This window comes from Mesorhizobium sp. WSM4807 (assembly GCF_055811615.1).
Window position 1 is genome coordinate 85,370 of record NZ_JBVVQY010000013.1, and the last position, 24,986, is coordinate 110,355.

At 62.8% G+C, this 24,986-nt stretch carries 25 protein-coding genes and 1 tRNA gene; 13 read left to right on the forward strand and 13 right to left on the reverse strand.

Annotated features, from left to right (window positions below; genetic code table 11):
- Positions 1–388: 388 nt before the first annotated feature.
- Positions 389–1,711, reverse strand: a complete 1,323-nt coding sequence (locus AC0L3N_RS18450) for a DUF3422 family protein (RefSeq protein WP_123146728.1) — start codon at positions 1,709–1,711, stop codon at positions 389–391.
- A gap of 197 nt (positions 1,712–1,908) precedes the next feature.
- Here AC0L3N_RS18450 and AC0L3N_RS18455 point away from each other — a divergent pair, with 197 nt between their 5' ends.
- From AC0L3N_RS18455 to AC0L3N_RS18465, 3 genes are read left to right on the forward strand one after another with little or no spacing between them, the layout of a single operon-like run.
- Positions 1,909–2,712: a FadR/GntR family transcriptional regulator gene (locus tag AC0L3N_RS18455; protein ID WP_473548960.1), complete on the forward strand. Its 804-nt coding sequence runs from the start codon at positions 1,909–1,911 to the stop codon at positions 2,710–2,712.
- A gap of 56 nt (positions 2,713–2,768) precedes the next feature.
- On the forward strand, positions 2,769–3,905 hold the full coding sequence (locus AC0L3N_RS18460; protein ID WP_123146726.1) for an alpha-hydroxy acid oxidase: 1,137 nt from the start codon (positions 2,769–2,771) through the stop codon (positions 3,903–3,905).
- A 35-nt stretch (positions 3,906–3,940) separates the two neighbouring features.
- Positions 3,941–4,714, forward strand: a complete 774-nt coding sequence (locus tag AC0L3N_RS18465; RefSeq protein WP_473549016.1) for a metallophosphoesterase — start codon at positions 3,941–3,943, stop codon at positions 4,712–4,714.
- A 26-nt stretch (positions 4,715–4,740) separates the two neighbouring features.
- Here AC0L3N_RS18465 and AC0L3N_RS18470 read toward each other — a convergent pair whose 3' ends face one another.
- Both AC0L3N_RS18470 and AC0L3N_RS18475 read right to left on the reverse strand, forming a co-directional pair.
- A complete protein-coding gene (locus AC0L3N_RS18470; RefSeq protein WP_258124092.1) occupies positions 4,741–4,872 on the reverse strand; it encodes a hypothetical protein in 132 nt (43 codons plus the stop codon).
- A gap of 284 nt (positions 4,873–5,156) precedes the next feature.
- Entirely contained in the window at positions 5,157–5,855 is a 699-nt protein-coding gene (locus AC0L3N_RS18475; protein ID WP_123147429.1) for a type 1 glutamine amidotransferase, read from the reverse strand.
- An 87-nt stretch (positions 5,856–5,942) separates the two neighbouring features.
- Here AC0L3N_RS18475 and AC0L3N_RS18480 point away from each other — a divergent pair, with 87 nt between their 5' ends.
- The 4 genes from AC0L3N_RS18480 to AC0L3N_RS18495 all read left to right on the forward strand — a co-directional run bounded on the left by AC0L3N_RS18480 (position 5,943) and on the right by AC0L3N_RS18495 (position 9,937).
- Entirely contained in the window at positions 5,943–6,605 is a 663-nt protein-coding gene (locus AC0L3N_RS18480) for a hypothetical protein (protein WP_123146724.1), read from the forward strand.
- Positions 6,606–6,636: 31 nt separating this feature from the next.
- Complete coding sequence (locus tag AC0L3N_RS18485) at positions 6,637–7,371, forward strand: 16S rRNA (uracil(1498)-N(3))-methyltransferase (RefSeq protein ID WP_123146723.1); 735 nt, start codon at positions 6,637–6,639, stop codon at positions 7,369–7,371.
- A 203-nt stretch (positions 7,372–7,574) separates the two neighbouring features.
- A complete protein-coding gene (locus AC0L3N_RS18490; protein WP_473548962.1) occupies positions 7,575–8,948 on the forward strand; it encodes a glutamate--cysteine ligase in 1,374 nt (457 codons plus the stop codon).
- A 116-nt stretch (positions 8,949–9,064) separates the two neighbouring features.
- Positions 9,065–9,937 carry a DUF937 domain-containing protein gene (locus AC0L3N_RS18495; RefSeq protein ID WP_123146721.1) on the forward strand — a complete coding sequence of 291 codons (873 nt, stop codon included), beginning with the start codon at positions 9,065–9,067 and terminating at the stop codon, positions 9,935–9,937.
- A 165-nt stretch (positions 9,938–10,102) separates the two neighbouring features.
- Here the strand turns inward: AC0L3N_RS18495 and AC0L3N_RS18500 are convergent, their stop codons facing one another.
- Positions 10,103–10,393, reverse strand: a complete 291-nt coding sequence (locus AC0L3N_RS18500) for a DUF1127 domain-containing protein (RefSeq protein WP_123147428.1) — start codon at positions 10,391–10,393, stop codon at positions 10,103–10,105.
- A gap of 178 nt (positions 10,394–10,571) precedes the next feature.
- Between AC0L3N_RS18500 and AC0L3N_RS18505 the strand changes: the two genes are divergently transcribed.
- The 3 genes from AC0L3N_RS18505 to AC0L3N_RS18515 all read left to right on the forward strand — a co-directional run bounded on the left by AC0L3N_RS18505 (position 10,572) and on the right by AC0L3N_RS18515 (position 14,350).
- A complete protein-coding gene (locus tag AC0L3N_RS18505) occupies positions 10,572–11,528 on the forward strand; it encodes a LysR substrate-binding domain-containing protein (protein WP_123146720.1) in 957 nt (318 codons plus the stop codon).
- A gap of 73 nt (positions 11,529–11,601) precedes the next feature.
- Positions 11,602–13,167 (forward strand): exodeoxyribonuclease VII large subunit, encoded by a 1,566-nt coding sequence (gene xseA / locus AC0L3N_RS18510; protein ID WP_473548963.1) that lies wholly within the window; start codon positions 11,602–11,604, stop codon positions 13,165–13,167.
- 52 nt (positions 13,168–13,219) lie between these two features.
- Positions 13,220–14,350, forward strand: coding sequence for a DmpA family aminopeptidase (locus tag AC0L3N_RS18515; RefSeq protein ID WP_473548964.1), 1,131 nt, complete (start codon positions 13,220–13,222; stop codon positions 14,348–14,350).
- 191 nt (positions 14,351–14,541) lie between these two features.
- On the opposite strand, the gene AC0L3N_RS18520 is transcribed toward AC0L3N_RS18515, so the two are convergent.
- The 5 genes from AC0L3N_RS18520 to AC0L3N_RS18540 all read right to left on the reverse strand — a co-directional run bounded on the left by AC0L3N_RS18520 (position 14,542) and on the right by AC0L3N_RS18540 (position 19,927).
- Positions 14,542–14,784 (reverse strand): hypothetical protein, encoded by a 243-nt coding sequence (locus AC0L3N_RS18520; protein WP_473548965.1) that lies wholly within the window; start codon positions 14,782–14,784, stop codon positions 14,542–14,544.
- 869 nt (positions 14,785–15,653) lie between these two features.
- Positions 15,654–16,409 (reverse strand): ATP-binding cassette domain-containing protein, encoded by a 756-nt coding sequence (locus AC0L3N_RS18525; protein ID WP_473548966.1) that lies wholly within the window; start codon positions 16,407–16,409, stop codon positions 15,654–15,656.
- Positions 16,402–17,454: an ABC transporter permease subunit gene (locus AC0L3N_RS18530; RefSeq protein ID WP_473548968.1), complete on the reverse strand. Its 1,053-nt coding sequence runs from the start codon at positions 17,452–17,454 to the stop codon at positions 16,402–16,404. Before AC0L3N_RS18530 ends, AC0L3N_RS18525 begins: the two co-directional genes overlap by 8 nt.
- A gap of 96 nt (positions 17,455–17,550) precedes the next feature.
- Complete coding sequence (locus AC0L3N_RS18535; protein ID WP_473548969.1) at positions 17,551–18,531, reverse strand: ABC transporter substrate-binding protein; 981 nt, start codon at positions 18,529–18,531, stop codon at positions 17,551–17,553.
- A gap of 490 nt (positions 18,532–19,021) precedes the next feature.
- Positions 19,022–19,927, reverse strand: coding sequence for a sugar-binding transcriptional regulator (locus tag AC0L3N_RS18540; protein ID WP_473548970.1), 906 nt, complete (start codon positions 19,925–19,927; stop codon positions 19,022–19,024).
- 284 nt (positions 19,928–20,211) lie between these two features.
- Here AC0L3N_RS18540 and AC0L3N_RS18545 point away from each other — a divergent pair, with 284 nt between their 5' ends.
- Positions 20,212–21,117, forward strand: a complete 906-nt coding sequence (locus AC0L3N_RS18545; RefSeq protein ID WP_473548971.1) for a tagatose-bisphosphate aldolase — start codon at positions 20,212–20,214, stop codon at positions 21,115–21,117.
- Between the two features lie 16 nt (positions 21,118–21,133).
- Positions 21,134–22,627, forward strand: a complete 1,494-nt coding sequence (locus tag AC0L3N_RS18550; protein WP_473548972.1) for an ROK family protein — start codon at positions 21,134–21,136, stop codon at positions 22,625–22,627.
- Positions 22,628–22,778: 151 nt separating this feature from the next.
- Here AC0L3N_RS18550 and AC0L3N_RS18555 read toward each other — a convergent pair whose 3' ends face one another.
- On the reverse strand, positions 22,779–22,916 hold the full coding sequence (locus tag AC0L3N_RS18555) for a hypothetical protein (protein ID WP_473548973.1): 138 nt from the start codon (positions 22,914–22,916) through the stop codon (positions 22,779–22,781).
- 63 nt (positions 22,917–22,979) lie between these two features.
- On the opposite strand from AC0L3N_RS18555, the gene AC0L3N_RS18560 reads away from it, so the two are divergent.
- The gene (locus tag AC0L3N_RS18560) at positions 22,980–23,603 is read left to right on the forward strand and encodes a sulfotransferase family 2 domain-containing protein (protein WP_123146710.1); all 624 of its coding nucleotides are present in this window, start codon (positions 22,980–22,982) and stop codon (positions 23,601–23,603) included.
- 83 nt (positions 23,604–23,686) lie between these two features.
- On the opposite strand, the gene AC0L3N_RS18565 is transcribed toward AC0L3N_RS18560, so the two are convergent.
- From AC0L3N_RS18565 to AC0L3N_RS18575, 3 genes are all read right to left on the reverse strand, one after another.
- A complete protein-coding gene (locus AC0L3N_RS18565) occupies positions 23,687–23,848 on the reverse strand; it encodes a hypothetical protein (RefSeq protein WP_165848440.1) in 162 nt (53 codons plus the stop codon).
- Between the two features lie 165 nt (positions 23,849–24,013).
- Positions 24,014–24,090, reverse strand: a tRNA-His gene (locus tag AC0L3N_RS18570).
- A 409-nt stretch (positions 24,091–24,499) separates the two neighbouring features.
- Positions 24,500–24,949 carry a phasin gene (locus tag AC0L3N_RS18575; protein WP_123146709.1) on the reverse strand — a complete coding sequence of 150 codons (450 nt, stop codon included), beginning with the start codon at positions 24,947–24,949 and terminating at the stop codon, positions 24,500–24,502.
- Positions 24,950–24,986: the final 37 nt, after the last annotated feature.

Sequence of the window (24,986 nt, forward strand, 5' to 3'; positions counted from 1 at the left end):
GTAAAAATCTTTTACCAGCGGGAGGCGCCTGTTGCAAATCCTGCTTTGGCCGAAATCGGAGCCGACACCTGCACCGCCTTCCGCGGCGACAATCTGCCGCTGCAGTTTTACCCTCTCCCTTGTTTGGACCGGGACATCGCGAACAGGTGTGCGAGGACATCGCGAACAGTTTGGCGCGCTTTGCGCCGGGAGGTTCGAGATGCCATTCGAGGACACGAGCGCGATGTCCCCGGTCCAAACACCCCCTTGTGGGGAGGGTCGCGAACGAAGTGAGCGGGTGGGGGTCGGCGAGAGGGACGCGCTTTATGAGCATCCCCACCCTGTTTCGCAAACTTCGCTTCGCTCAGCTTGCTCGCCGACCCTCCCCACAAGGGGGAGGGTAAGGCTTTTACTCCGCTGCCTGCTTGGCGGGTTCGGAGTGCAGGCGGCGCACACGGCGCACGCCCCACCAGACCAGCAGGATGGCGAGCGGCACCGAGGCGGCGGTGACGACCTCGGGCGCGACGGCACGGCCGAAGATCGAGGCGCCCTTGGCGACGTAGCCGATGAGGCCGACGACGTAGTAGGAGACGGCCGCGACCGAGAGACCCTCCACTGTCTGCTGCAGCCGCAATTGCAGGCGGGCGCGGTTGTTCATCGACGCCAGCAGATCGCGGTTCTGCTTCTCGACCTCGACGTCAACCCAGGTGCGCAGCAGCGTGGTGGCGCGGGTGAGTTTCGTCGACAGATTGGCCTGACGCTCCTCGACCGAACGGCAGGTGCGCATGGCTGGGGCGACGCGGCGCTGCAGGAAACCGCCCCAGGTGTCGTAGCCGGGCACCGCTTCTTCCTCCAGCGCCTCCAGCCGTTCGCGGACGATGCCGTCATAGGCGCGGCTGGCGCCGAAGCGATAGAGGCTGGAGGCTGCATCGGCCTCCAGTTCGGCGGCAAGCTCGGTCAGGTCGGCAAGCAGCGTCTGGTTGTCGCGGGTTTCGGCGACTTTCATTTCCAGTGTGGTCTGTGCCAGCCTGTCCTCAATGCGGCGCGCGCGACCGGACAGCATCAGCGCCAGCGGCAGGCCAAGCATGGCCAGCGTGCGGTAGGTTTCGATATCGATCAGCCGTTGCGCCAGCGCGCCGGTGCGTGCCGGCGTCAGGCCGCGGTCGAGCACCAGCATGCGGGTCATGCCGTCACCGTCCTGGCGGAAATCGGTGACGATGGCGGCGTTGCCGCGCTCGACCAGCGAATAGCACAGGCTGGTCGGGTCGAAGCCGGCGATCAGCCTTTCGCTCGCCTGCGTCCATTTGCGGATTTCGAGTCTGATGCCGGAAATCACCGTTCCCGGCGGCGAAAACCCGTTGCCGAAAGGCGAACCTTCCTGGCGCTGGCCGCTCTCCGAGAGCGGTCCTTCCCACAGATAGGTGGAGAATTCCGTGTGCCGTTCCCAGCGCAGCGAGCCCTTGCCCCACTTCATCGCGTGGTGGCGGGCATGAGGGTCAGGCACGGCGATGCCGAGGCGCCGCGACAATTCGGAAAGCACGGCTTGGTCGACGCCGGACCCAGCTTCGGTCATGAACGAAAGCTGCACCAGCACGCGCGGTTTCTCGACCAGCGGATGCGGACGGGCGTGAACCTCGCCGAGCGCGCCAGGCCGTCCCTCATGCGCGGGAAAGCCCATGACGCTGCCCTCAACGCGCGGCTGAAATTCGAGATTGGACGGGTCATCTGCCACGGCTGGTCCCCCGGGCTCGGTGCACTCGCGTCCCTCTAGAGCCAATTGCCGGGGGACGCAAACGACAAGTTAGCCGAAAGCGATATGCCGCGACGAGGTTGAACCCGGCCAAACCGACGAATTGGATAAATAATTTGACCAGTTGGCGACGCTGGCTTTATCTTGCGCGGCACCGGTTCAATCCCCAGGCATCCCCGTTGAGCGACATTTTCTCCAGGATCGAGCATTCCCGCACCGCCGACGAGGTGATGCAGCAGATCGAGAGCCTGATCCTCGAAGGCGTTCTGCGCACCGGCGACAGGCTGCCGGGCGAGCGCGAGCTGGCACGCCGGTTCGAGGTGTCGCGGCCGATCCTGCGCGATGCGCTGAAGGCGCTGGAGGGGCGCGGGCTTTTGACCACGCGGCCCGGCGGCGGCACCCATGTCGCCGACGTCATCGGCCAGTTGTTCACCAAGCCGGTGACGGACCTGATATCCATGCACCGCAAGGCGGCGACCGACTATCTGGAATACCGCCGCGAGATCGAGGCGGTGGCGGCCGAGTATGCGGCGCGGCGCGCCACATCAGACGACCTGGCGCTGCTCGACCGCATCATGGCGCGCATGGACGAGGCGCACCGGACCGGCAATTTCGACGACGAGGCGGAAATCGACGTCGAGTTCCACCACGCGATCTGCGAATGCGCGCACAACATCATCCTCCTGCACACGCTGCGCTCGTGCTACCGGCTGCTGTCGGAGGGCGTCTTCCAGAACCGGCTCCTGGTGTTCAACGTGCCGGGCGCGCGCGAAGCGCTGCTCTCGCAGCACCGGGCGATCTACGCGGCGGTGAAGGCCGGCGATCCGGCGGCCGCACGGCAAGCGGCGATGGACCACATCACCCATGTCGAACGCACCATGGCCGAGGCCGAGCGCAGCGGCGACTGGCAGCGTGTGTCGCGGCTGAGACTGATGCAGCGCTCCGAAGCCGGCGACGGCGAGCCGGCAAGGAGACGCTCGTGAGCGCCAGCTAAGAAAAATCAACAGCGACGAATTAGCGAACAATCAGCGGGAAGCCCATGAGCATGATCCTCACCATCGCCGATCTCAAGGACCTGGCGCGCCGCCGCGTGCCGAAGATGTTCTTCGACTATGCCGATTCCGGTGGATGGACCGAAAGCACCTACCGGGCCAACGAGGAGGACTTCCAAAAGATCAAGTTCCGCCAGCGCGTGATGGTCGACATGAGCAACCGATCGCTGGAATCGACCATGATCGGCGAGAAGGTGGCGATGCCGGTGGCGCTGGCGCCGACTGGCATGACCGGCATGCAGCATGCCGACGGCGAGATGCTGGCGGCGCAGGCGGCGGAGGAGTTCGGCGTGCCGTTCACGCTGTCGACGATGAGCATCTGTTCGATCGAGGATGTTGCATCAGTGACCAAGAAGCCGTTCTGGTTCCAGCTCTATGTGCTGCGCGACAAGGATTTCGTCCTCAGTCTCATCGACAGGGCGAAGGCGGCGAAATGCTCGGCGCTGGTGCTGACGCTCGACCTGCAGATCCTCGGCCAGCGCCACAAGGATATCCGCAACGGGCTTTCGGCGCCGCCGCGCTTCACGCCGAAGCATGTCTGGCAGGTGGCGACCCGGCCGGGCTGGTGCATTGGCATGGCAGGCACCAGGCGCCGGACCTTCCGCAACATCGTCGGCCACGCCAAGGGCGTCGGCGACCTCACCTCGCTGTCATCGTGGACGACGGAGCAATTCGATCCGCATCTGTCGTGGAAGGACGTTGCCTGGATCAAGGAGCGCTGGGGCGGCAAGCTGATCCTGAAGGGCATCCTCGACAAGGAAGACGCGCTGATGGCAGCCAAGACCGGCGCCGACGCGATCATCGTCTCCAATCATGGCGGACGCCAGCTCGACGGTGCGCCGTCGTCGATCGAGGTGCTGGAAGAGATCGCCGACGCGGTCGGCGACACGATCGAGGTGCATATGGACGGCGGCATCCGCTCGGGCCAGGACGTGCTGAAGGCGCTGTGCCTCGGCGCCAAGGGCACCTATATCGGCCGGCCTTTCCTTTACGGCCTCGGCGCGCTAGGCAAGGAAGGGGTCACAAAAGCCTTGGAAATCATCCGCAAGGAGATGGACATAACGCTGGCACTGTGCGGAAAGCGTCTGGTAACCGACATGGGCAAGGATCAGCTTCGGCGTTAGACGCCCGTGACGGCATGATCACGGAGATGGACGCATTGACCACCCCCGGCATCCACTTTCTCGACGCGCGCGGACCGGAAGGCATGCGCATCTATGCGGTCGGCGACGTGCATGGCCGGCTCGACCTGCTCGCCGCCATGTACCGACGGATTGCGGCCGAGATCCGCCAGGCGCGGCCGGCCGACTGGCGTGTCATCCATCTCGGCGACTATGTCGACCGCGGCCCGGACTCCAAGAGCGTCATCGATTTCCTGATCGAAGTGCGGAAACGCGACCCGCGCCACCTGATGCTCGCCGGCAACCACGACATCGGCTTCCTCGACTTCCTCAATGCTCCCGATGCGGATGGACTTTTCATGCGCTATGGCGGCATCCAGACCGCGCAATCCTATGGCGTGGCGCTCAATGAAGGTGGCGGCGCGTGGTTTGGCAGATCCGAGGCGGCGCTGCGGCAAGGCCATGCCGCGCTGGTCCAGGCCGTGCCGAAAAGCCATGTCGACTTCCTGCAGTCGCTGCCGTTTTCACTGACCTTCGGCGACTTCTTCTTCTGCCATGCCGGCATCCGGCCAGGCATTGCGCTCGAAAGTCAGAGCACCCAGGACCTGATCTGGATCCGCGATGTCTTCCACAACCATTCCGGCCTGCATCCGAAGATCGTGGTGCATGGCCACACGCCGGTGCCAGAGGCGGAGGTGATGGTCAACCGCGTCAATATCGACACGCTCGCCTACCAGACGGGGAATCTCAGCGCGCTCGTCATCGACGGCGCCGACAAGCGTATCCTGGTGGTGTCAGGCGAGAAGGCTTAAAGCGCGTCGCGCCTCAAGGCTTTGTTTTAGCGAAGCGCGGCGGTGACGCCGTAGCCGTCGACGGCGTTGTGGTTGTTGGCTGCGTCGCCGGCATAGGTGCCGAAGCCGCACAACACGATGGCCGACAACATGACAAAGGACAGAAGCGCTGCTTTCACGGACGTCATCTCTTGTTGAGCTTTCTGCATCTGTGCACGAGGCGGGTTACGATTGGGTTGAAACGGAAAATGCGTCGCAAAGTTTCGACGATTTCGCGCTTCTAGGCATGTTCTGTATCGGCGGTGTGTCGCGCGAGTGACCCAAAAGGTTCATCGCGTTGCACGGAAGATGCAGAGCGCGTGCCTTCTAGGGTGGCGGGCGGCCACAAGCCAATGAGGAAACAAGCTGTCCACAGCGGATTTTTGCCGGCGTGCCAAATATGCAACGTCGGCACCGACAGCCGTCAGATCGTCGCCACCCAGGCGCGGGCGATGGCCAGCCCGGCGGCATCGGCATCCGCTCCGTTGCCGGCCATTTCGTCGTCGAGCCGGTCGCTCCAGTCTGGATGCCGTTCGGCAATGAGCGATGCGAAGGATGTGCTCCAGTCGCGGACCATCGGCCGGTCCGCCTCGAAATGGAACTGGAAGCCATAGACGGCCCGGCCGATGCGAAACGCCTGGTTCTCGGCGACTTCGTTTCCGGCGAGCCGCACGGCATCTTCTGGCAAGACAAAGGTGTCGTCGTGCCACTCGAAGATGGGGAAATTTTCGGGCAGTGCGGCGAGCACCGGATCGGCCTTCGCCGCCGGTGTGAGCGAGACCTTGTGCCAGCCGAATTCCGAGGCGGCGCCGATCCGGTTCTCGCCGCCGAAGGCACGTGCGACCAGCTGGCTGCCAAGGCAAATACCGAGCACGGCGCGATCCTTGCCGGCGAAATCGCGCGTCAGGTCGAGCAGTTCAGGAAAATACGGACAAATCTCGTCATCCAGCGCATTCTGGGCGCCGCCGAGCACGACCATGGCGTCGTGCGCAGTGCTGTCGTGCGGCAGCGCCTCGCCACAATAGGGCCGTCGCAGGTCGATATCGGCGCCCGCCTCGACAAGAGCTGCGCCGATCTGGCCAAGGCCCTCACTGTCGAAATTCTGGACCACCAGCACCCGCATCGACAAACCTGCTGACATGAAAATGATGCGACGAGCGATATCATGCCGCCGTCGTTCCAGCCAAGATGCGTATTCGGGGAGAAAGCTATGCCACTGCAGAATCGGGTCGACCCGTTCGGCGTCATCCACGCCGTGCCGGAGCGCGGCCTGTTCATGGGCAATCGCGGCATCATCCATGACCCCGAAACGAAGACGCTGCTGAAAAAGCGCTGGGCGCTGCAGGCCTGGATCATCTGCGTCTGCGAATTCCGCGATGTGCGGCGTGAGCCAATGGGCCGCAACAGGAATGGTGGCAAGGCCGGCTGGACCGAGCTGTTTTTCCTGGACGAGGTGACCGCGCTCTCGGCCGGGCATCGGCCTTGCTTCTTCTGCCGGCGCGACCGGGCCAGCGATTTCGTCCAGCGCTTCGGCATCGCCTTCGGCATTGCCGAGCCGCGTGCGCCGCAAGTCGACAAGCGCCTGCATAAGGAGCGGCTGGCGTCGGGTGGGCCGGCACCGGTCGTATCTGCAGAAGAGCTTGCCGGGTTGCCGGACGGCGCCATGGTTGCGGACGGCGGCAACGCCTACGCGATGCGCGGCGGCAAGGCACTGCGCTGGTCGTTCGCAGGCTATGGTGATCGCGTGGGGGACGAACCGGTAGCGTTCGGCGGCTTCGCCGACCGCCCAATCCGCCTGCTCACGCCGACAACCACCGTTTCCGTGCTGAGGCAAGGCTACGAACCGGTCTGGCACGCGAGCGCTGAGGCTTGACGTCAGGGTTTGGCTCGCCCATTCCTCGGCGATGCGCGCCAATTACAAGATGCAGCGGCTGTTCGTGCCGGACGACCTCGGACCGGATATCGAGTTCGAGGCGAGCCCGCAGCATAGCCATTACCTGATGCATGTGCTGCGGCTCGGCGAAGGTGCCGAAGTCCTGTTGTTCAACGGCCGCGACGGCGAATGGTCGGCGGCGATCGCCGCCAAATCAAAAAAGGCGGTACGCCTGAAGGTGCTGGCGTTGCAGCGGCCGCAGCCGCCGCTGCCAGATCTCGTCTACTGCTTTGCGCCGATAAAGCAGGGTCGGCTCGACTATCTGGTGCAGAAGGCGGTCGAGATGGGCGCCGGCGTCCTGCAACCGGTCATCACCCAGCACACGCAAGTGGCAAAGCCCGGCATCGAACGCGTGCGTGCCAATGTCGTCGAGGCCGCCGAACAATGCGGCATCCTGGCGGTGCCGGACGTGCGCGAAGCGGAAAAATTCGAACGCCTGCTGGCCGGCTGGGACAAGGAGCGGCGGTTGATCTTCTGCGACGAGGATGCCTCCACCAACAATCCGCTGCCGGCGCTGCAAGCGCTACGGGAGAAGAAGTTCGGGCTGCTGGTCGGGCCCGAGGGCGGGTTTTCCGACGAGGAACGGAGGATGCTGAGGGCGCTGCCATTCGTCACGGCCATTCCGCTCGGTCCGCGCATCCTGCGCGCCGACACGGCTGCGGTGGCGGCACTGGCGGTGATACAGGCGACGGTCGGGGATTGGTGATCAATTCCAATTACCCTGTGGCTCAGGATTTTTCGCTTGATCGCCTACTGACATTTCGTCCATCTAGCGCCGGCGGTCGTCCGGCCGCCTGCAGCGCCGCGCGTCCTTTCGGACGCGCATAGGACGTTGTAGCACTTGGTTTGGCGCATGATCCCCACCGAAAATCGATGCCGATTTTCGGGTCATGCGTCGGAGGGCTGTTCATGGCGCGCGACACAACCGATTTCCGGCCGATCGAAGGCGTCGACGAGCTTGTCGAGCATCTGGCTGAAGGCAACAAGCCGCGCGACAAATGGCGCATCGGCACCGAACACGAGAAATTCCCATTCTATGTCGACGGCAATGCGCCGGTGCCCTATGGCGGCGATCACGGCATCCGCGCCATTCTCGAAGGCATGCAGGAAAAACTCGGCTGGGATCCGATCATGGATGCCGGCCGCATTATCGGCCTGGTCGAGCCGACCGGCCAGGGCGCGATCTCGCTGGAGCCCGGCGGCCAGTTCGAACTGTCCGGCGCGCCGCTGGAGACGATCCACCAGACCTGCCGCGAGGGCAATGCGCATCTGGCGCAGGTGCGCGAGATCGCCGAGCCGATGGGCATCCGTTTCCTCGGCCTCGGCGGCAGCCCGAAATGGTCGCTGGCCGAGACGCCGAAAATGCCGAAATCGCGCTACGAGATCATGACGCGCTACATGCCCAAGGTCGGCACCAAAGGCCTCGACATGATGTACCGCACCTGCACCATCCAGGTAAATCTCGACTTCGAGAGCGAGGCCGACATGCGCCGCAAGATGCAGGTGTCGCTGAAGCTGCAGCCGCTGTCGACGGCGCTGTTCGCCAACTCGCCGTTCACCGAGGGCCGGCCCAACGGATTTCAGAGCTGGCGCGGCGACATCTGGCGCGACACCGACAACCAGCGCTCGGGCCTGCTCGACTTCTGCTTCTCGCCCGATTTCGGCTTCGCCGACTATGTCGAATGGGCGCTCGACGTGCCCATGTACTTCGTCATCCGCGATGGCCAGTACCACGACATGACGCACGTCACCTTCCGGCAGTTCATGGCGGGTGCGGCCCGCAACGAGATCCCCGACGGGCTGCCGACGATGGGCGATTGGGCGAACCATTTGTCGACGCTGTTCCCCGACGTGCGATTGAAGCGTTTCCTTGAAATGCGCGGCGCCGATGGCGGGCCGTGGCGGCGCATCTGCGCGTTGCCGGCCTTCTGGGTCGGGCTGCTCTATGACGCGGCGGCGCTCGACGCGGCCGAGGCGCTGACCTCGAGCTGGAGCTATGAAGAAGTGCTGGCGATGCGCAACGCCGTGCCGGAACAGGGTATTTCGGCGCCGTTCCGCAACACGACACTGCGCGAGATCGCCCGCGACGTGCTCGTCGTCTCGCGCATGGGGCTGAAGAACCGCGGCCGCAAGAACCGCGACGGCTACGACGAAACTTCGTTCCTCAGCACGCTGGACGAAGTCGTCGCGCGCGGCACCACCAGCGCCGAAGAGCTGCTCTCCGCCTATCATACGCGCTGGGGCGGCTCGATCGAGCCGGTGTTCATGGAGTATGCTTATTAGCCGTTTGCTATCGGCCTGGCCGACAGTTCGGGAAAGGCGCTTTCCGAAATCGATTCCGATTTTCGGGCCGATGCGATAGGCTCTCTCCTACGAGGATTTCCCGGAGGAGAAAACCAATGCCTTCCTTGTTCGACATTCTGGCGCAGGCGCAGAACGGCAACGGCATGCAGGCCCTGGCCCAACAGTTCGGGCTTTCGCAGCAGCAAGCGCAATCGGCGGTCGAGGCGCTGCTGCCGGCCTTTTCACAGGGGCTGAAGCGCAGCACCTCCGACCCCTACGGGCTCGGCGCGTTCATGACGGCAATGGCCAGCGGCCAGCACGCCAAATATTTCGAGGACGCAGGCCGGGCCTTCTCACCGCAGGGCGTCGATGAAGGCAACGGCATTCTTGGCCATCTGTTCGGCTCGAAAGACCTGTCCCGCGCCGTTGCCAGCCAGGCAGCGCAGGCGAGCGGCGTCAGCCAGCAGATCTTGCAGCAGATGTTGCCGGTCGTGGCTTCGATGATGATGGGCGGCCTGTTCAAGCAGACCACAAATCAGATGCAGGCAGCAGGCGGATTTGGCGGCGGCAGCAATCCGCTCGGCGAGATCATCGAGCAGATGATGCGGCAGGCTGGCGGGGCACAGGCGCCGGCACCACAGCCCGGCCCGATGGACAATCCGTTCGGCAAAATGCTGCAGGACATGTTCGGCGGCGCGCAGCAGCCGCAGGGTCAGCCGCAGAAGGCGCCCAATCCCTACGGCGACAATCCGCTCGGCAAGGTGCTGCAGGACATGTTCGGCGGCGGTGCGCAACAGTCGCAGCCGCGTCAGGCACCACAGCAGCGCGAAGCGCCCCAGCCACAGGCAAATCCGAGCGGCAGGCCACGCAATCCGTTCGACGATTTGTTCGGCAAAATGTTCGAGGCGGGCGCGCAGCAGCGCGACGATTACCAGAAGGGCGTGGAATCGATCTTCGATCAGTTCAAGCGAGGCATGGACCGGCGCTAAACCGACGAGGCGGCCGCAACCTGATCTTGAGCGCCGCCCAAAGAAAATGCCCGGTCCTTAGGAGGACCGGGCAGTGTGCAGGCGGGCCGGCGGGGAACCGGCAGGGAGTGGGAGCCTGCGAAATCCTATAGCGCCGCGCACCCCAAGGGCACGCAACCAACGCGATCAGGTCATTTTGCGGGCAAGGTCCTCGATCGTGTCTACGCGATCGGCCGCGATGACGCGAAGCCTCTCGGTTGGATCACGGCCGAAAGGCACGTCGATGGCGACGTGGAGATCGGCGCGCGTCAAGCCGATGTCGGCAAGTTCGGCATCCGACATCTCACCAAGGCGATAGAACGCACGGCGGTTTTTCCAGGCGCGGTAGACGTTGGAGATGGTGTTGACCACGCGCGTCGCAATAGCCGGACGCGACGTGATGCGCGAAGTCTCGGTGGCGAAATCAAACGTAGCCATGTCAGTCTCCTTCATATTCGAACGGACGAAGACGGGCGATCGGCGCTGGAAACAGCGGCCGTTCCGGTCCCGATTCACATGCCGTCATGTGGACAGTCGTAAATTTGCCATCGTTCGATTGATTAATCCAACGAATGTTTCTAATCTTTAGCATCAACACTAGTGATGGATGAGACCGATGAAAGCGCCACTCGATCTCGATCAGTTGCAGACCTTCGTCTCGATCGTCGACACCGGCAGCTTTACCCGCGCGGCAGAAGCGGTGCATCGGACCCAGTCGGCGGTGTCCATGCAGATGCGCCGGCTGGAGGAACGGATCGGCAAGCCGCTGTTCGAAAAGGACGGCCGCATCAACAGGTTAACCGAGGAAGGCGACAGGCTGCTCTCCTACGCAAGACGGCTGCTGTTCCTCAATCGGGAAACGCTGGCCGCCTTCGACGACCGGCGGCTCGAAGGCACGATCCGCATCGGCACGCCGGACGACTATGCCGACCGCTTCCTGCCCGAGATCATGGCCCGCTTCGCCCGTTCCAATCCACGTGTCGAACTGACCGTGATCTGCGAGCCGACGCCGGGGCTGGTCGATCATATCAAGCGCGGCAATCTCGATCTGGCGCTGGTGACGCACAATGACGCACACGGCCAGTCGGAAGTGGTGCGGCGCGAACCGCTGCTGTGGGTCACTTCGGCCAACCACGCCACGCATGAGCAGGAAGTTCTGCCGATGGCCTTCGGCCGGCCGAACTGCATCTGGCGGCGGGCTGCGGTCGACGTACTCGACCGGCAGAACCGCGACTACCGTATCCTGTTCACCAGCTTCTCGGCGACAGTCATCACCGCCGCGGTGCTTTCCGGCCTGGCGATCTCGGTGCTGCCGGAATGCGCGCTGCGGCCCGGCATGCGGGTTCTGGGCGACGCCGACGGGTTCGGCGCCCTGCCCGATTGCCGCATCGGCATCATGCGCGGCCAGACGTCGCGTCCGGAGATCGTCGACGCGCTGGCCCGTCACATTTCGGAAAGCCTCGACAATATTTCCGTGCCGCTCGGCGAAGACACGGGAAGCTTCGACTTCCCGGCATTTGCCTTCTCTAAGACGAAGCGGACCAAGCCGAACCAGATCTCGCCGGGCTGGTGAAAAACCCCCGCAATTGGCCGGCACCGGATACACCCGTCTTGACGCGGACGGACAACCGCCCCCCAATCGGCCAATGAGCGACGCAGTATCCGAATCACGCACCAACGCCACCGAATACACGGTGAGCGAGATTTCCGGCGCGCTGAAGCGCACAGTCGAGGACGTCTTCGGCAATGTGCGGGTGCGCGGCGAAATATCAGGCTATCGCGGGCCGCATTCCTCCGGCCATGCCTATTTCTGCCTCAAGGACGACCGCGCACGGCTCGACGCCGTGGTCTGGAAAACCACGATGAGCCGGCTGAAATTCCGCCCCGAAGAAGGCATGGAGGTGATCGCCACCGGCCGGCTCACCACCTATCCCGGAAAGTCCACCTACCAGATCGTCATCGACAATCTGGAACCGGCCGGCGCCGGGGCGCTGATGGCGCTGCTGGAAGAGCGCAAGCGCCGGCTGCAGGCCGAAGGCCTGTTCGATGCCGGCCGCAAGCGCTTGCTGCCGTTCATGCCGCGTGTCATCGGCGTCGTCACCTCGCCGACAGGCTCCGTCATCCGCGACATCATACACCGGATCAAGGACCGGTTTCCGCTGCATGTGCTTGTCTGGCCGGTACGGGTGCAGGGCGAGACGGCAGGGGCGGAAGTGACCGCCGCCGTCAACGGCTTCAACGCACTGGCGCAGGATGGCATTATCCCGCACCCCGACCTGTTGATCGTGGCGCGCGGCGGCGGCAGCCTCGAGGACCTTTGGGGGTTCAATGACGAGGCGCTGGCCCGCGCCGTCGCCGCTTCGCGCATTCCGGTGATCTCCGCTGTCGGCCATGAAACGGACTGGACGCTGATCGACCTGGCGGCGGATGTGCGGGCGCCGACGCCGACGGGTGCCGCCGAAATCGCCGTGCCCGTGCGCGCCGACCTCGAAGTAACGCTTGCCGGCCTTGGTGCGCGGCTCAAGGCCGCGGTATCGCGCAATTTCGAGCGCAAGCGCCAGGCGGTCCGTGCCGCCGCCCGCGCGCTGCCCTCGCCCGACCAGTTGCTGGCGCTGCCGCGCCGGCGTTTCGACGAGGCGACGAGCCGGCTCGGCCGGGCGCTGTCCGTCAGCGTCCAGCGCAAGCGAGCCAGGCTTCAAGCGCAGCGGCTGACGCCGGCCACTCTGTCGCGACGCATGAATGAGGCGCGCACGCTGGCCGGCCGCGATCTCGCCCGTGCGCAGGCGGCGTTCTTCGCCATCGTGCGCGAGCGGCGAACGCGGTTTTCGCGCACCGCGGCGCGGTTGTCGCCCGCGCCGATCGCAAGGCGGCAGAAATTGCAGGCCGATGCCCTGTCGGCGCTGTCGCGGCGACAGGACCGGGTGATTTCGGTGCGGCTCGAACGCTTGCGCGGAAAACTGACCCAGGCCGACCGGCTGCTGGCGACGCTGTCGCACAAGGCGGTGCTGGCGCGGGGCTTCGCCTTGGTGAAAGACGCCGACGGCGCAGTGATCAAGCAAGCTGCGGAAGTGGTGCCGGGTATGGCACTTTCGCTGGAGTTCGCTGACGGAACCGCCGATGCGGTTGCGACCAGCGGTACCGCAAGACCGAAAACAATTGCAAAGCCGGCCGCCAAAGCCAAGGAGCCCGGCAATCAAGGCTCCCTGTTCTAAGTGCCCATGATTATTTTCAGGCGCCCATCATCCCGATGACTTCCGAATGCCCATGACCGGCAATCCACATCACCGGACGCCTTCCGGCAGGTCGCGTGCAAGAGCCTTCGGCATTAGTTTTGACGGCACGCCCGGACCGTTCAACGCCATCACCGATGTGGCTGGCGTTGCGGTTGGTTATTCGACGCTGATTTCGGGCGATGGTGCGCTGGTGGTCGGCAAGGGACCGGTGCGCACCGGCGTGACCGCTATCCTGCCCAGACCGCGCGACGATCTCGCCACGCCGGTCTTTGCCGGTATCTTCAGCCAGAACGGCAATGGCGAATTGACCGGCTCGCACATCATCGAGGAAACCGGTGCCTTCAATTTGCCGATCACCATCACCAACACGCATTCCTGCGGCGTTTCACGCGACGGAACGCTGCGCTGGATGCAGCGCGTGCTGCCGGCCGCGCTCGACAGCGGCTGGGGCCTGCCGGTGGCGGCGGAAACCTATGACGGCTTCCTGAACGACATCAACGGCCACCATCTCAGATCAGAGCATGTCGCCGCGGCACTCGATGGCGCGACCGGCGGATCGATCGAGGAAGGCAGCGTCGGCGGCGGCACCGGCATGATCGCCTTCGGTTTCAAGGCAGGCTCCGGCACGGTATCGCGCATCGTCGAATGGCACGGCCAGCGCTACACGGTCGGCGCGTTCGTGCAGGCGAATTTCGGCAAGCGGAGCAATTTTATCATTCGCGGCTTGCGCGCCGGGCCAGATCTCGTGGAACCGGCGATCCGCGAAAGCACGCCGCGCGCCGAGAAAGGTTCGATCATTGGGGTCGTCGCCACCGATGCGCCGTTGCTGCCGCATCAGATGAAGCGGCTCGCCCGCCGGATGCCGCTCGGCGTCGCCATGACCGGCGGCTTCGGCTATCATAGCTCGGGCGATATTTTCCTGGCCTTTTCGACCGCCAACCGCGAGGCGGCGCTGGCGCCGTCAGGCGGCATCGCCAGCGCCGATTTTATCCCGGATAGCGACATCGACCCGTTCTTCGACACCGTGATCGAATGTGTGGAGGAAGCAATCCTCAATGCGCTGGTCGCCAATGACGACATGACCGGGCGCGACGGCAATTTCGTGCCGGCGCTGCCGAAGGCATGGCTCAAGGGCAAATTCGGTGCAAGTCAGGGAAAGTAGGACTGTGTGGCGTGTCACGCGTCGCACAGGTCTTGGAAATGGTTGAGCCTGGTAGATAGATGCCTTTCGCCGGGTCGGCATGTCACTCGCTAAAGCGCGTCGCGTTTGAAGGGATTCATGCGACGCGCTTTAGTTCTTTGTTTATGCATGTCGTTATCCCAAAACCGCTGCGCACTTTTGGGCGACATGCATTAGTACGAATTCTTTTCGTCCTGGTCGGCCTCAGCCGCCTCTTCCAGCCTCGACGCGATAAGTTCCTGAATGTCGCCGACCTCTTCCTGGATATCCTCCAGCGGTATGCCGGCCTCAGCCGCCTTCGCCGCGCATTCCCTGGCGAGGGTCTCGGCCTGCTCCTCGATCCTGTCAAGCGAGGACTGGCAGTGGACCTTTTCGCCGATCCACTCCTGCAAGAACTCGATCGCGTGTTCGCTCATGCTGCTGTTCCCTGGCGGCTGCGCCGGTTGGTAATCATAAACGCCGGCATCCCCGAAAAGATGCACGCTCCTATTCCAACCGAGTCGCCGTCACCCGGCAAGCCGATCTTGCCCAAGCTCCACAGGGCTGACGGAAATCGAAGGTTCAAGGAGCACATTCTAATTCTTGAGGAGATTCTATTTTCTTGAGGAGACTGGCACCGTTGGCTGGGATCATGTCCCGGATCACGCCATTGTTTCTACTTGCTTTTTTCTGGTAATCCAGTCAATTTGTATGACAATAGATGTCACATACGTGGCACGTTTGCGGCGCCATTCGCTGCGCGATCCTAGGATACGCTGCCAAAGCCGCCGCTATATAGTGACATCCTCAGGCAATGTCGACTCTGTTCGCCATCCTGCTTCTTTCCGCCGCGCCGAGCATATCTGGATGGCATTTTGTCATCGTCGGGGGCGAACATATTTCGCCGGAAATCGGGCGGACGCATTGAGATGCTGAGCAGCTAATGCATGTCGCGCAAAGTGTGCAGCGGTTTTGCGATAACGACATGCATAAAACAACAACCTAAAGCGCGTCGCGTGAGGCCGGTCAAATGCGACGCGCTTTAGGCGCGGTAGCTGTGCCAGCGATCCTGTCGCAGTCGCTTCTCGCCGGAGACATTGCCGCATTGGCCGGCTCGCCACCCGGGAAGCTGATCCCCTCGGGAAGTGCGTTGTTTCAGCAATCGAAAGGTTCGGCCTAAAGCGCGTCGCGTCTGAAGGGATTTCATGCGACGCGCTTTAAATTCTTGTTTTTATGCATGTCGTTGTTCCAAACCCGCGGCGCACCCTCGGGTCAAGCCCGAGGGCAAGCTTTTGGGCGACATGCATTAGCCGCCAACCATCAGCTTGACGACTTCGTCATGGTTGGTCTCCGAGATCTTGCGCTCGCCGGCCTGAACGCCCCGGCGCAGCACGACGATGCGATCGGAAACGGCGAAAATATCCTGCAGATTGTGCGAGATGAAGATCACGCCCCGGCCTTGCGCCTTGAGCTGGTGGATGAGCGAAATGACCTTGCGCTGCTCCGGGACGCCAAGAGCCGCGGTCGGTTCGTCCATGATCAGGATCTGCGCGTCCCAATAGACGGCCCGGCCGATGGCAACGGCCTGCCGTTGACCGCCGGAGAAATTGCTGACCGGGGCGTCGAGCCGGCTGACATGGAAGTCCAGCCGTCCCATGGTCTGCTTGGCGGCGACGGCCATGGCCTTGCGATCGAGCACCGGCAAGAAACCGAAGGCCTTGCGCATGGGTTCACGGCCGAGGAATATATTGGCGCCGATGGACAAATTGTCGGCGAGAGCGAGATCCTGGTAAATGGTCTCGATGCCTTTTTCGCGCGCCTCCTGCGGCGTCGCGAACGTCACCGGCTGCCCTCTCAGCAGAATTTCACCGCCGGTCGGCTGAAAGACGCCCGATATCGCCTTGATCAGCGTCGTCTTGCCGGCGCCGTTGTCGCCCGCCAGCGCCACCACTTCGCCCGGCCGCACGGCCATGGAGAAATCGTTCAGCGCCTGCACCGCACCGAAATGCTTGGAAAGGTGTCGGACTTCGAGAAGGTGGGTGGTTTGTTCGGAACTATTCATCCTGGCGAGCTCCACTGAACCGGCGCTGCGCCTGGTCGATAAGGACGGAGATAATGATGACGAGGCCGACGGCGATGAACTGCCAGAACGGCTCGACATTGACGAAAACCAGCCCGTATTGAATGACCGCGATCACCAAGGCGCCGGCGACCGTCCCGAAGATGGTGCCGGAGCCACCGAACAGGCTGGCGCCGCCGATCACCACGGCTGCGACACTGTCGAGCAGCAAGGGTTCGCCGGCCTGGGCGGCGCCCGCGGTGAAGCGCGCTGCATAGAGCGCGCCCCCGAGGCCGGCGCACATCGCCGAAAGCACGTAGAGGCGCAGGATGTGGCCCCTGATGTCGATGCCGGCGCGACGCGCCGCCTGCACATTGGCGCCGATGGCGTAGTTGTGCTGGCCAAACCGGGTCTGGCTCAGGATGTAGTGCATCACGACGACAAAGACGGCGGCAATGATGACGAGATAAGGCACACCGTAGAACCTGCCGTTACCAAGCAGCGCGAACCAGGAATTCTGGACCGGCACCGTCGTGCCGCCGGCCAGCAGGAACGCAGCGCCACGCGCCACGCCAAACATGCCAAGCGTGCCGATGAAGGGTGGAATTCGAAGCCGCGAGATCAGCAAGCCGTTGATGACGCCAGGTACTCCGGCGACGATCACGGCCGCCAGAATGCCCAACGTCATGGCCAGAGGCACCGGCATAGCGACGCCAGCCATATTCGTGGCGTGGGCCGCAACCACGGCCGCGAGACCCATGATAAAGCCCAGCGAAAGGTCGATGCCTCCCGAAATGATGACGAAGGTCTGCCCAGTCGCCAGCAGCAGCGGCGCCACGGCAAATATCGCAATGGACTGCACGTTGAACGGGTTGAGCACGAAGGTCGCGCCGAAGGAGAGCCTCGACCAGACCTCGAAACAGATGATCAGGGCGGCGAGGAACAGCCAGGCGCGTCCTTCGGCGACGCGTGCGAGCCAACTCCTGGCCGGGTCACCGTGATCCGCCTGAGGAGCGACCTGCGTTTCGATTGGCGATGTTGAAGTCATGAATGGTTCCGATCCGCAGCGCGGCCTCCGTCAAACAGGGTCAAAGGGACCCGGCGCAGGTCTCCTTCCGGCAGGCCGGAAGGAGACCTGCTGGACTTATTCGGAATAGAGGTACTTCGAGATGTTCGGGTCGGCGATGTTGGCCTTGTCCATGATCGTAAAGCCGGTGCCGACCGCAACCGGGATCGACTGGCCGGTCAGATGGGCATAGGCCGACATGACGCCGAAATAACCGATTTCCGCGGGATGCTGGGCAATCGCCACGTCGACAAGGCCAGTGTTGATGTTGTCGACAATGCTGGTCGGCGCGTCGAACGCCACGACCTTGACGGTGCCGGTCTGCCCGGCCTGCTGGACGCCATTCGCCGCGCCGAGCGCCGAGAACAGATTTGCACCGAACACGCCAACGAGATCGGGATTGCGCGCGAACACAGCCTGCAGCTGCGAGGCGGCCTTGTTGGCGTCGTTGTCGTTGAACTGGGTTTCGAGAACGGTGATGCCGGGATGGTTGGCCGCCATCTCCTTCTTGAAGCCCTCTTCACGCTGGTCGGTGGTCGAAATGCCAGGCTTGACGTTCGAAACGTAGACCTTGCCCTTGTCGCCTATGGCCTTGGCCAATGCCCGCGCGGCGATCTCGCCGCCCAGAATATTGTCCGAAGCGATATAGGACAGTGGGAAATCCGCCTCGCCGGCGCCGGTCTGGTAGACGCCGCTGCCGATGAAAGTGTCGACGGTGATCACCGGAATGCCGGCATCATTGGCCTTGCGGAGCGGCTCGACCAATTGAACCTTGTCGGTCGGCGCGATCAGGATGGCGTCCGGCTTCTTGGCGATGACCGCGTCAAGCACGGGGACTTGCGTTACCGGATTGAAATCCGGGGCGCCCTGGAAAACCAGGGTCACACCAAGGGCATCGGCTGCCGCCTGGGCGCCCTTGCGCATGGTGATATAAAAGCCGTCGGTGGTAAGACCCGGAATAAGCGCAATGGTGAACTTTTTGTCCTGCGCCAACGCCGGCGTGACCAGCGCCGTTGCGCCGATGGCGAGAGCCGCCAGGGCGGCAACAATCTTCTTCATAGCATCCTCCTCATGGTGTTGGCAGATTTGCGGTTGCGATCGACATTGAAATGGCCGTCAATTCGTTCCGGCTATGTAAAGTGCTGGCGGCGAGAAACAGCTTTCGCCTGCTTGCTGTTATGGGCAGCTTTCCTCCCGAGCGCCCCCCAGTCGTTAGGTCAGCCAGTCGAAACCGACCAGCCTGATGCGCAGTCCCGTTCCTAGCCTCCGCAAGGTGCAGGGAACAGCGCCGCTCGGCGCGCATGCTTGCCTAGCCGCAAGGTTGTAACACTTTGCTGAAAGAAATTGCAACAAGGTATTTCCGGGATCGAAACGCTTTCAAACCGGACACCATCTGTCTGCTCCGCAGAGCCCCTCACGCAGACTATTGCCCCAACTCTTTGACGACACAACTGATGATTTCGCGGCGGCGGGCTCGTGATCCGCGTTTGGTGTCAATCAGTTTGGGATCGATCAGCTGTGCCGATGTCACACATCGGGGTGCCCACCATTATCGGGGCAGGAGAGCCTCGAGGATGGCCTGGGCCGTCTTCGTGTCTGTAACCAGCGCGTTGATAAGCCCGGCGCGGACGGCACCGATGATGGCCATCGCCTTCTCCGGCGAGGCGGCAACGCCGATCGACAGGGGGACGGCTCGAAGCTGGGCCGGCGACATTGCGATCATCCGGCCCTCCCCCTCCCACGGGATGAGCGTACCTTCGGCGTCGAAGTAATGACGGATAACGTCTCCAGCCGCATGAAACAGGGCCTGCTCGCTCAGCGTGGCCGCACTCGCTTCGGGCGGATTGATGGCATGGGGCAGGCCGATGCCGACGATCGCAACGTCGGTCCGGTCCCAAAGCGCGACGCTGTCGCGGATGGCCGCATCGCCGAGGAAGACCTCACGCAATTCGGAGGACGGCAGATAGGGCGCATGGATGAAATGCGGCGTCCCGCCCAACTCTTCGGCGGCGAGCCGCACAAACTCGTTGATCTGAAAATGCGGCGCCTGCTGCTGCATACCGCCGGTGGCAGCGACGGTAAGAACGCCGGGAATGCGAGGCAGGCCTGCCTGGATCACCTCGCGAATGGCTCGCCCCCAGCCAATGGCGACCACGGAGCCGGCCGTCAGTTCCGACTGCTTGAGCAAGGCGCCGAGCGGCGCAGCGAGGGCCGTCAGCGCACCGGCCGCCGGCGTTTCGATGACCGCCGCGTCGCGAAGTTGGAGTCCCTCGACCAATTGCGTGGTGATGCCTTCGGGCGTTGCAAGATCGAGAACCTCGATCCGCACGATGCCCTCTGCTCTCGCCCGCTGCAGGAGACGCGATATGGTCGCGGTGGAGACACCAAGCCGCCGCGCGATATCGACCTGCGACATGTCAGCCTCATAGTGCAGTTTGGCGACCGTATGCAGCATCGTCCGCGATGCGGCCGCATCTTGTGCGGGAGGGACAGCCAGCTTGCAATTCCTTTCAGCAATGTGTTACAGACCTCGACCGATGGCAGTTATCGCGCAAATTCGGCTGACTCGCAACGTGGGCTCGTTTCCACGGCAAATTGCGGGCCAGGGGCAAATTTCTCGGTTCGATAGCGCATCAAAGCGGCAAATTCTCCTGCCGACAGGCAGGTAAGAACTAAACCTTTCTTGTTCCACGGATCTGCGCCCTGGTGAATGGGCGCGCCAACATCGGACAGAAGACCATGACAAAGATGACGACCGCAGAGTTGCGCGGGTACCAGCAGATATGCGGCCAAGACGGGGCCATCATGGCCATCGCCTGTGACCAGCGTGGCGGCATGCGAACCTTGCTTGCGGCGGACCCTGCAGAACAGGCCAAGATCACCAACGACATGCTCGGCGACACCAAGTCGGACATCACGCGATACCTCGCCAGCCAGGCGTCCTGCGTGCTGCTCGACCCGCTCTGCGCGGTGCCGCGGGTTGTCGATGAAGGGGTGCTGAACCGCGATACGGCTCTGCTCATCGGCCTCGATGCCTCGGGCTTCGACGTCTCGCCCGCCGGTTACCGCCTGTCGCGCCTCGCTCCTGGCATCGGCGCGCGCCGCGTCCGCGAGGTCGGCGGCACCGGCGGCAAGATCATGGTCTACCTCAGGGCCGACAGGCCTGAGGCGAATGAGCACAATGTCGCCATTCTGCGCCAATGCATCGCCGACTTCGCGCAAGAGGACCTCCTGCTCGTCGTCGAGTTCCTGACCTATCAGCTCGAAGGGGAAAGCATTGAAGACTATACGGCCAAGGTCCCCTGGCTCGTCGAAGAGGGCACCCGGATTTCGCTGGAATGCGGGGCAAAGGTGCTCAAGCTTCCTTATCCCGGAACGCCGGAAGCCTGCGCCAGGATCAGCAGCATGGCTGGCGAGGTGCCATGGGCGGTCCTCTCCGCCGGCGTAAACCACGCAACGTTCCTGGGCCAGGTCGAGATCGCGATGAGGAACGGCGCGTCAGGCGTGATCGCCGGCCGGTCGCTGTGGAAGGACTGCATCTCGCTTGACCGTGACATTCAGCGGGAAAGGCTTAAGACCATCGCAGTGTCGAGATTGCGCGAGCTTCAGGCGGTGATCGGAAACTACCGGCAGAAAGCCGCTTAGTACATGACAGGACGTCATGCCTCTTAGTTCGATGGCCATCGGAATCGATATCGGCGGCACCAATCTGCGCGCCGCCCGCATTTCCGGCACGGGCGAAATCCTCGATCGTATTTCCGAGAAGAGCGCGCCGGACCCCGAGTTCGTGCTCTCCCGGATCGCCGAAATGGTGCGCCGGCTTGATTCCCCCGAAGTTGCCGCCATCGGCATCGGCGTCCCCGGACGCGTCGATGCGCGGCTTGGCGCGGTCTTGTCCGGAGGCTATGTCAACCTTGCCTCGATCTCCCTGGCGCAACGACTGGAAAGCCTGGCGGGCAAGCCCGTGGTGATCGACAATGATTGCAACATGGCACTGATCGCGGAAATGGCTCTCGGCGCCGCCAGGGGCCATGAAAGCATCGTCATGTTCACGATCGGGACCGGCATTGGCGGTGCCGTGATCCAAGACCGGCGGATCGTCCGCGGCAAGGGGACGGCGGGGCAGCTCGGCCATATCACGGTCGACATATCAGGCGAAGCGTGCGTCTGCGGCCGGCGCGGCTGCGTTGAAACCACCAGCTCCGGCACCGCGCTTGGCCGTCACATCGCGCGGGCAGGCCTCGGTCGGGATGTTTCGGTCGATCAGCTTTTTGCCCGGGATGCGGGCGGCGATCCGTTGGCGCGCGGCGTACTTGAAGCCTGGGCCGGACCGCTGCGTGCGGCAATCGATACGACCGTGGCCATGTTCGATCCCGACCTGGTCCTGCTCGGCGGCGGACTTGGCCTGGCGGCCCATCGGGCGCTTGCCAGGGCTCCCGCCCTGGCTCCGTGGTACCAATGCCCGGTCGAAGCGGCGCAACTTGGCGACGATGCCGGCGTCATCGGCGCCGGTCTGCAAGCGCTCGCGACGATGGCGGCAGTCGCGCCCGTGTCCTTGCCATCTGCCCGGCTCAACCCCGGCCGGCTTGCCGTGCCCGGCCGGCGCGCCGTGCCCAGCCGGCGCGCCGTGCTCGTCAACGGCATACCCGCCAGCGGCAAAAGCACCGTCTCGCGCGGCATCGCCGAGCGCATGGGTTGGCCATTGCTCGCGCTCGATACGATCAAGAACCCGTTCCTCGAAGTGCTCGGCGGCGGCGATCGCGAATTCAACCGCACGCTCGGCCGCGCCAGTTACCAAGCCATCTGGTCGGTCGTCGGCGAGGCTCCGGCGGGCAGCATACTTGTCGTCGACGCCTGGTTCGGCTTCCAGCCGCGCCAGGTGCTCGAGGATCATCTGCGAAGGGCCGGCGTCGAGCAGACCGCCGAAATCTGGTGTCATGCTCCCAGCGGGGTTCTGGCCGAGCGCTATCGCGCACGGCTCGACCAGCGTCCCGCCGGCCATCCCGGCGCGGCCTACATCCCCGAACTGATCGAACTGGCCAACCGCGCCGAGCCGCTGCGGCGCGGACCGCTGTTTGACGTCGACACGACCAAACCGATCGCGTTCGATGCCATCACGCAATGGCTGCAGGCGACGATTGCGGCTGACAGATAGGCAGCGCGGCCGCCCAACAATTCAGTGATTTAGCAAATAAAGCGATGGTACCGTTGGCTGGGATCGAACCAGCGACCTCCGGATCCACAATCCGAGAGCATCTGTTGATTTCGTTGGAGTTTTTTTACGGCATGTTGCATTTGTGTTGCGTTCAGCCGAAGAGCTTTTCCGCAGCCGCCATCTGCTCGCCATCGTCGCCCCTTGGGAACAGGTGGCTGTAAACGTCCAGCATCATGACGATCGAAGAGGAGGCGCTGTGCTGGCTGGGGCGAACTATAGGCCATGTCATGCACCACTTCTAATTTAGTGTCTTCGATGCTATCGATCGCGGTGGGATCGAGGGGCGGGAAAAATGCTGAGCCGAGAATTGGGCTGCTTGTTTATTCACATACCGAAGAATGGTGGCACCAGTATCGAAGATGCCATTTGGCCGGATCGGGTAAGCCGAACGGCTGACCAATATTGGAAGAATCCAGAACTAAACCGTCACCAGAAAGAAGGCCTGCATCATCTTACCGCCGCCCAAATCCGGTCAGAGATAGGGGCGGAGACTTTTGATCGTATGTTCAAGTTTTCCCTCGTCAGAAACCCATGGGACAAAGCCGTTTCACAGTTTCTCTACACCAAGACTTGGCGCCGTGATTTGCGCAAAATCCTTGGTCTGACCCGCTTTATGTCTTTCCGCTCGTATCTGACGGCTATCCAACGCGTCGATCATCCTCAATGGCGGGCACAACACCTGTTCATTGATGACCATGATGGAAGCTTGCTAGTTGATCACGTCGGGCGCTTTGAGCAGATCCGTGAGGAATTCACCCACGTTTCCGAGAGAATCGGGTTAGCAAACCTCGCTTTGCCGCATAGCAAGAAGTCAATTCGAAAGGCCGACTACCGCAACTACTACACGCCCGAGACAAGGAACATGGTGTGGACTATCTACAGGACTGACATAGAGCGATTTGGATACGAGTTTTAGGCAGTGCGCCAGAACTGGACGCGGGTAGGAACACCCAGGCCCGCCGCCACAGGCCATGAAGACGTGGCCGGCAACGCAGTGGGTCAAGCCGGGCACACGTCATTGCCGGGAATTCGTGAGTTGAAATACATTGCGGCGTCCTCTGGACCGCCAGCCGCTATAAAGATCGTTTCAAAGCCGTCCTGGATTGTTTTCCAAATCTCGGCGGTCTTCGCGCCGGTTTTGATCTCGATCTCCTTCCACATTCAGTTTCCCCTCTCTATCTCGCGCCCATGTCACGTGGACCTGCCGAGTGTGACAGGGAACCCTTGGAAATCAACGGTAGCGGTTTGCAACATGACGCGACACAAAATGCCTGCAAGCGACAATTGGTCGTCTACACAACGCATTGAGTTTATTGAGGAAATTGATGGTACCGTTGGCTGGGATCGAACCAGCGACCTCCGGATCCACAATCCGGCGCTCTAACCATCTGAGCTACAACGGCACGATTGCCCGAGCGGGATCGAATGGACCGTTCATTCTCCAGGACCCGCTCTGTCGTTCGGCGATGCGTCCATACGGGCTATCGGAGTTTAATTCAAGGCTTTTGGCCGCGCATGACCCGAAAATCAGAATCGATTTTCGGAAAGGATCATGCGCAAAATCCAAAGCTCTACAGCGTCCTTTGCTGTAGGCAAAGATCGTCACCTTTCGCCGGGCAAAGAAAAAGGCCGGCGGGAGGAGGTGCCGACCTTTTCCTGTTACGAGCCAGCGGGAGGAGGTGCTGGCTGGTCACCCCGGAGAGCAGAGGGAGGAGGTTCCACCCGCCGGGTATTCGCTTGACCACTATATCTCACATAATCCTCTTCGAAGAAATGCGACCTTTTGTTGCATCTTCGAAATATGCGCAAATATTAGGCGGCCTTAATTTCACTCATCGCCTTCTCGAAGGCGGACTTGATCGGCTTGGAGACGTCCTCGGCCGCCTTGGAGGCGACGGCCTGGAAATCCTTTGCCTGCTCGACGGTCATCTCGACGCGCTTGCGCAGGAATGCGGTCTGCAGCTCGACGACTTCCGACAGCGACTTGGCGCCGATCAGCGCTTCGAAATGCGAAAAGCCGGCTTCGGTATTGGCGCGCAGAGCGGCGATGGTCTTGAGCGACAGGTCGTTGGAAACGGTCTTGGCGGTCTCAAAGGTCGACTCCAGAGCCTTCTGGGTCTCTTCGGCGCCGGTCTTCAGCTTGGTATAGGCCTCTTTCGACTGCTCGACGCCCTTTTCGGCGAAAGCGCGGATCTGGTCGGTGGCCTTGGAAGCGTCGAAGCTCGGGAATTCGACGTTTTCAGCGGTCTTGGTCTTGGACATTTTCCATCCTTTGCAGTGGCAGCGGCTTCGACAGAAA

Excerpts from the sequence above, each read along its gene's own strand:
- AC0L3N_RS18460 (WP_123146726.1), top strand. The coding sequence starts at position 2,769 with ATGAGCATGATCCTCACCATCGCCGATCTCAAGGACCTGGCGCGCCGC.
- AC0L3N_RS18475 (WP_123147429.1), bottom strand. The coding sequence starts at position 5,855 with ATGCGGGTGCTGGTGGTCCAGAATTTCGACAGTGAGGGCCTTGGCCAG.
- AC0L3N_RS18480 (WP_123146724.1), top strand. The coding sequence starts at position 5,943 with ATGCCACTGCAGAATCGGGTCGACCCGTTCGGCGTCATCCACGCCGTG.
- AC0L3N_RS18485 (WP_123146723.1), top strand. The coding sequence starts at position 6,637 with ATGCGCGCCAATTACAAGATGCAGCGGCTGTTCGTGCCGGACGACCTC.
- AC0L3N_RS18490 (WP_473548962.1), top strand. The coding sequence starts at position 7,575 with ATGGCGCGCGACACAACCGATTTCCGGCCGATCGAAGGCGTCGACGAG.
- AC0L3N_RS18495 (WP_123146721.1), top strand. The coding sequence starts at position 9,065 with ATGCCTTCCTTGTTCGACATTCTGGCGCAGGCGCAGAACGGCAACGGC.
- AC0L3N_RS18500 (WP_123147428.1), bottom strand. The coding sequence starts at position 10,393 with ATGGCTACGTTTGATTTCGCCACCGAGACTTCGCGCATCACGTCGCGT.
- AC0L3N_RS18505 (WP_123146720.1), top strand. The coding sequence starts at position 10,572 with ATGAAAGCGCCACTCGATCTCGATCAGTTGCAGACCTTCGTCTCGATC.
- xseA (WP_473548963.1), top strand. The coding sequence starts at position 11,602 with ATGAGCGACGCAGTATCCGAATCACGCACCAACGCCACCGAATACACG.
- AC0L3N_RS18515 (WP_473548964.1), top strand. The coding sequence starts at position 13,220 with ATGACCGGCAATCCACATCACCGGACGCCTTCCGGCAGGTCGCGTGCA.
- AC0L3N_RS18520 (WP_473548965.1), bottom strand. The coding sequence starts at position 14,784 with ATGAGCGAACACGCGATCGAGTTCTTGCAGGAGTGGATCGGCGAAAAG.
- AC0L3N_RS18525 (WP_473548966.1), bottom strand. The coding sequence starts at position 16,409 with ATGAATAGTTCCGAACAAACCACCCACCTTCTCGAAGTCCGACACCTT.
- AC0L3N_RS18530 (WP_473548968.1), bottom strand. The coding sequence starts at position 17,454 with ATGACTTCAACATCGCCAATCGAAACGCAGGTCGCTCCTCAGGCGGAT.
- AC0L3N_RS18535 (WP_473548969.1), bottom strand. The coding sequence starts at position 18,531 with ATGAAGAAGATTGTTGCCGCCCTGGCGGCTCTCGCCATCGGCGCAACG.
- AC0L3N_RS18540 (WP_473548970.1), bottom strand. The coding sequence starts at position 19,927 with ATGCTGCATACGGTCGCCAAACTGCACTATGAGGCTGACATGTCGCAG.
- AC0L3N_RS18545 (WP_473548971.1), top strand. The coding sequence starts at position 20,212 with ATGACAAAGATGACGACCGCAGAGTTGCGCGGGTACCAGCAGATATGC.
- AC0L3N_RS18550 (WP_473548972.1), top strand. The coding sequence starts at position 21,134 with ATGCCTCTTAGTTCGATGGCCATCGGAATCGATATCGGCGGCACCAAT.
- AC0L3N_RS18555 (WP_473548973.1), bottom strand. The coding sequence starts at position 22,916 with ATGACATGGCCTATAGTTCGCCCCAGCCAGCACAGCGCCTCCTCTTCG.
- AC0L3N_RS18560 (WP_123146710.1), top strand. The coding sequence starts at position 22,980 with ATGCTGAGCCGAGAATTGGGCTGCTTGTTTATTCACATACCGAAGAAT.
- AC0L3N_RS18565 (WP_165848440.1), bottom strand. The coding sequence starts at position 23,848 with ATGTGGAAGGAGATCGAGATCAAAACCGGCGCGAAGACCGCCGAGATT.
- AC0L3N_RS18575 (WP_123146709.1), bottom strand. The coding sequence starts at position 24,949 with ATGTCCAAGACCAAGACCGCTGAAAACGTCGAATTCCCGAGCTTCGAC.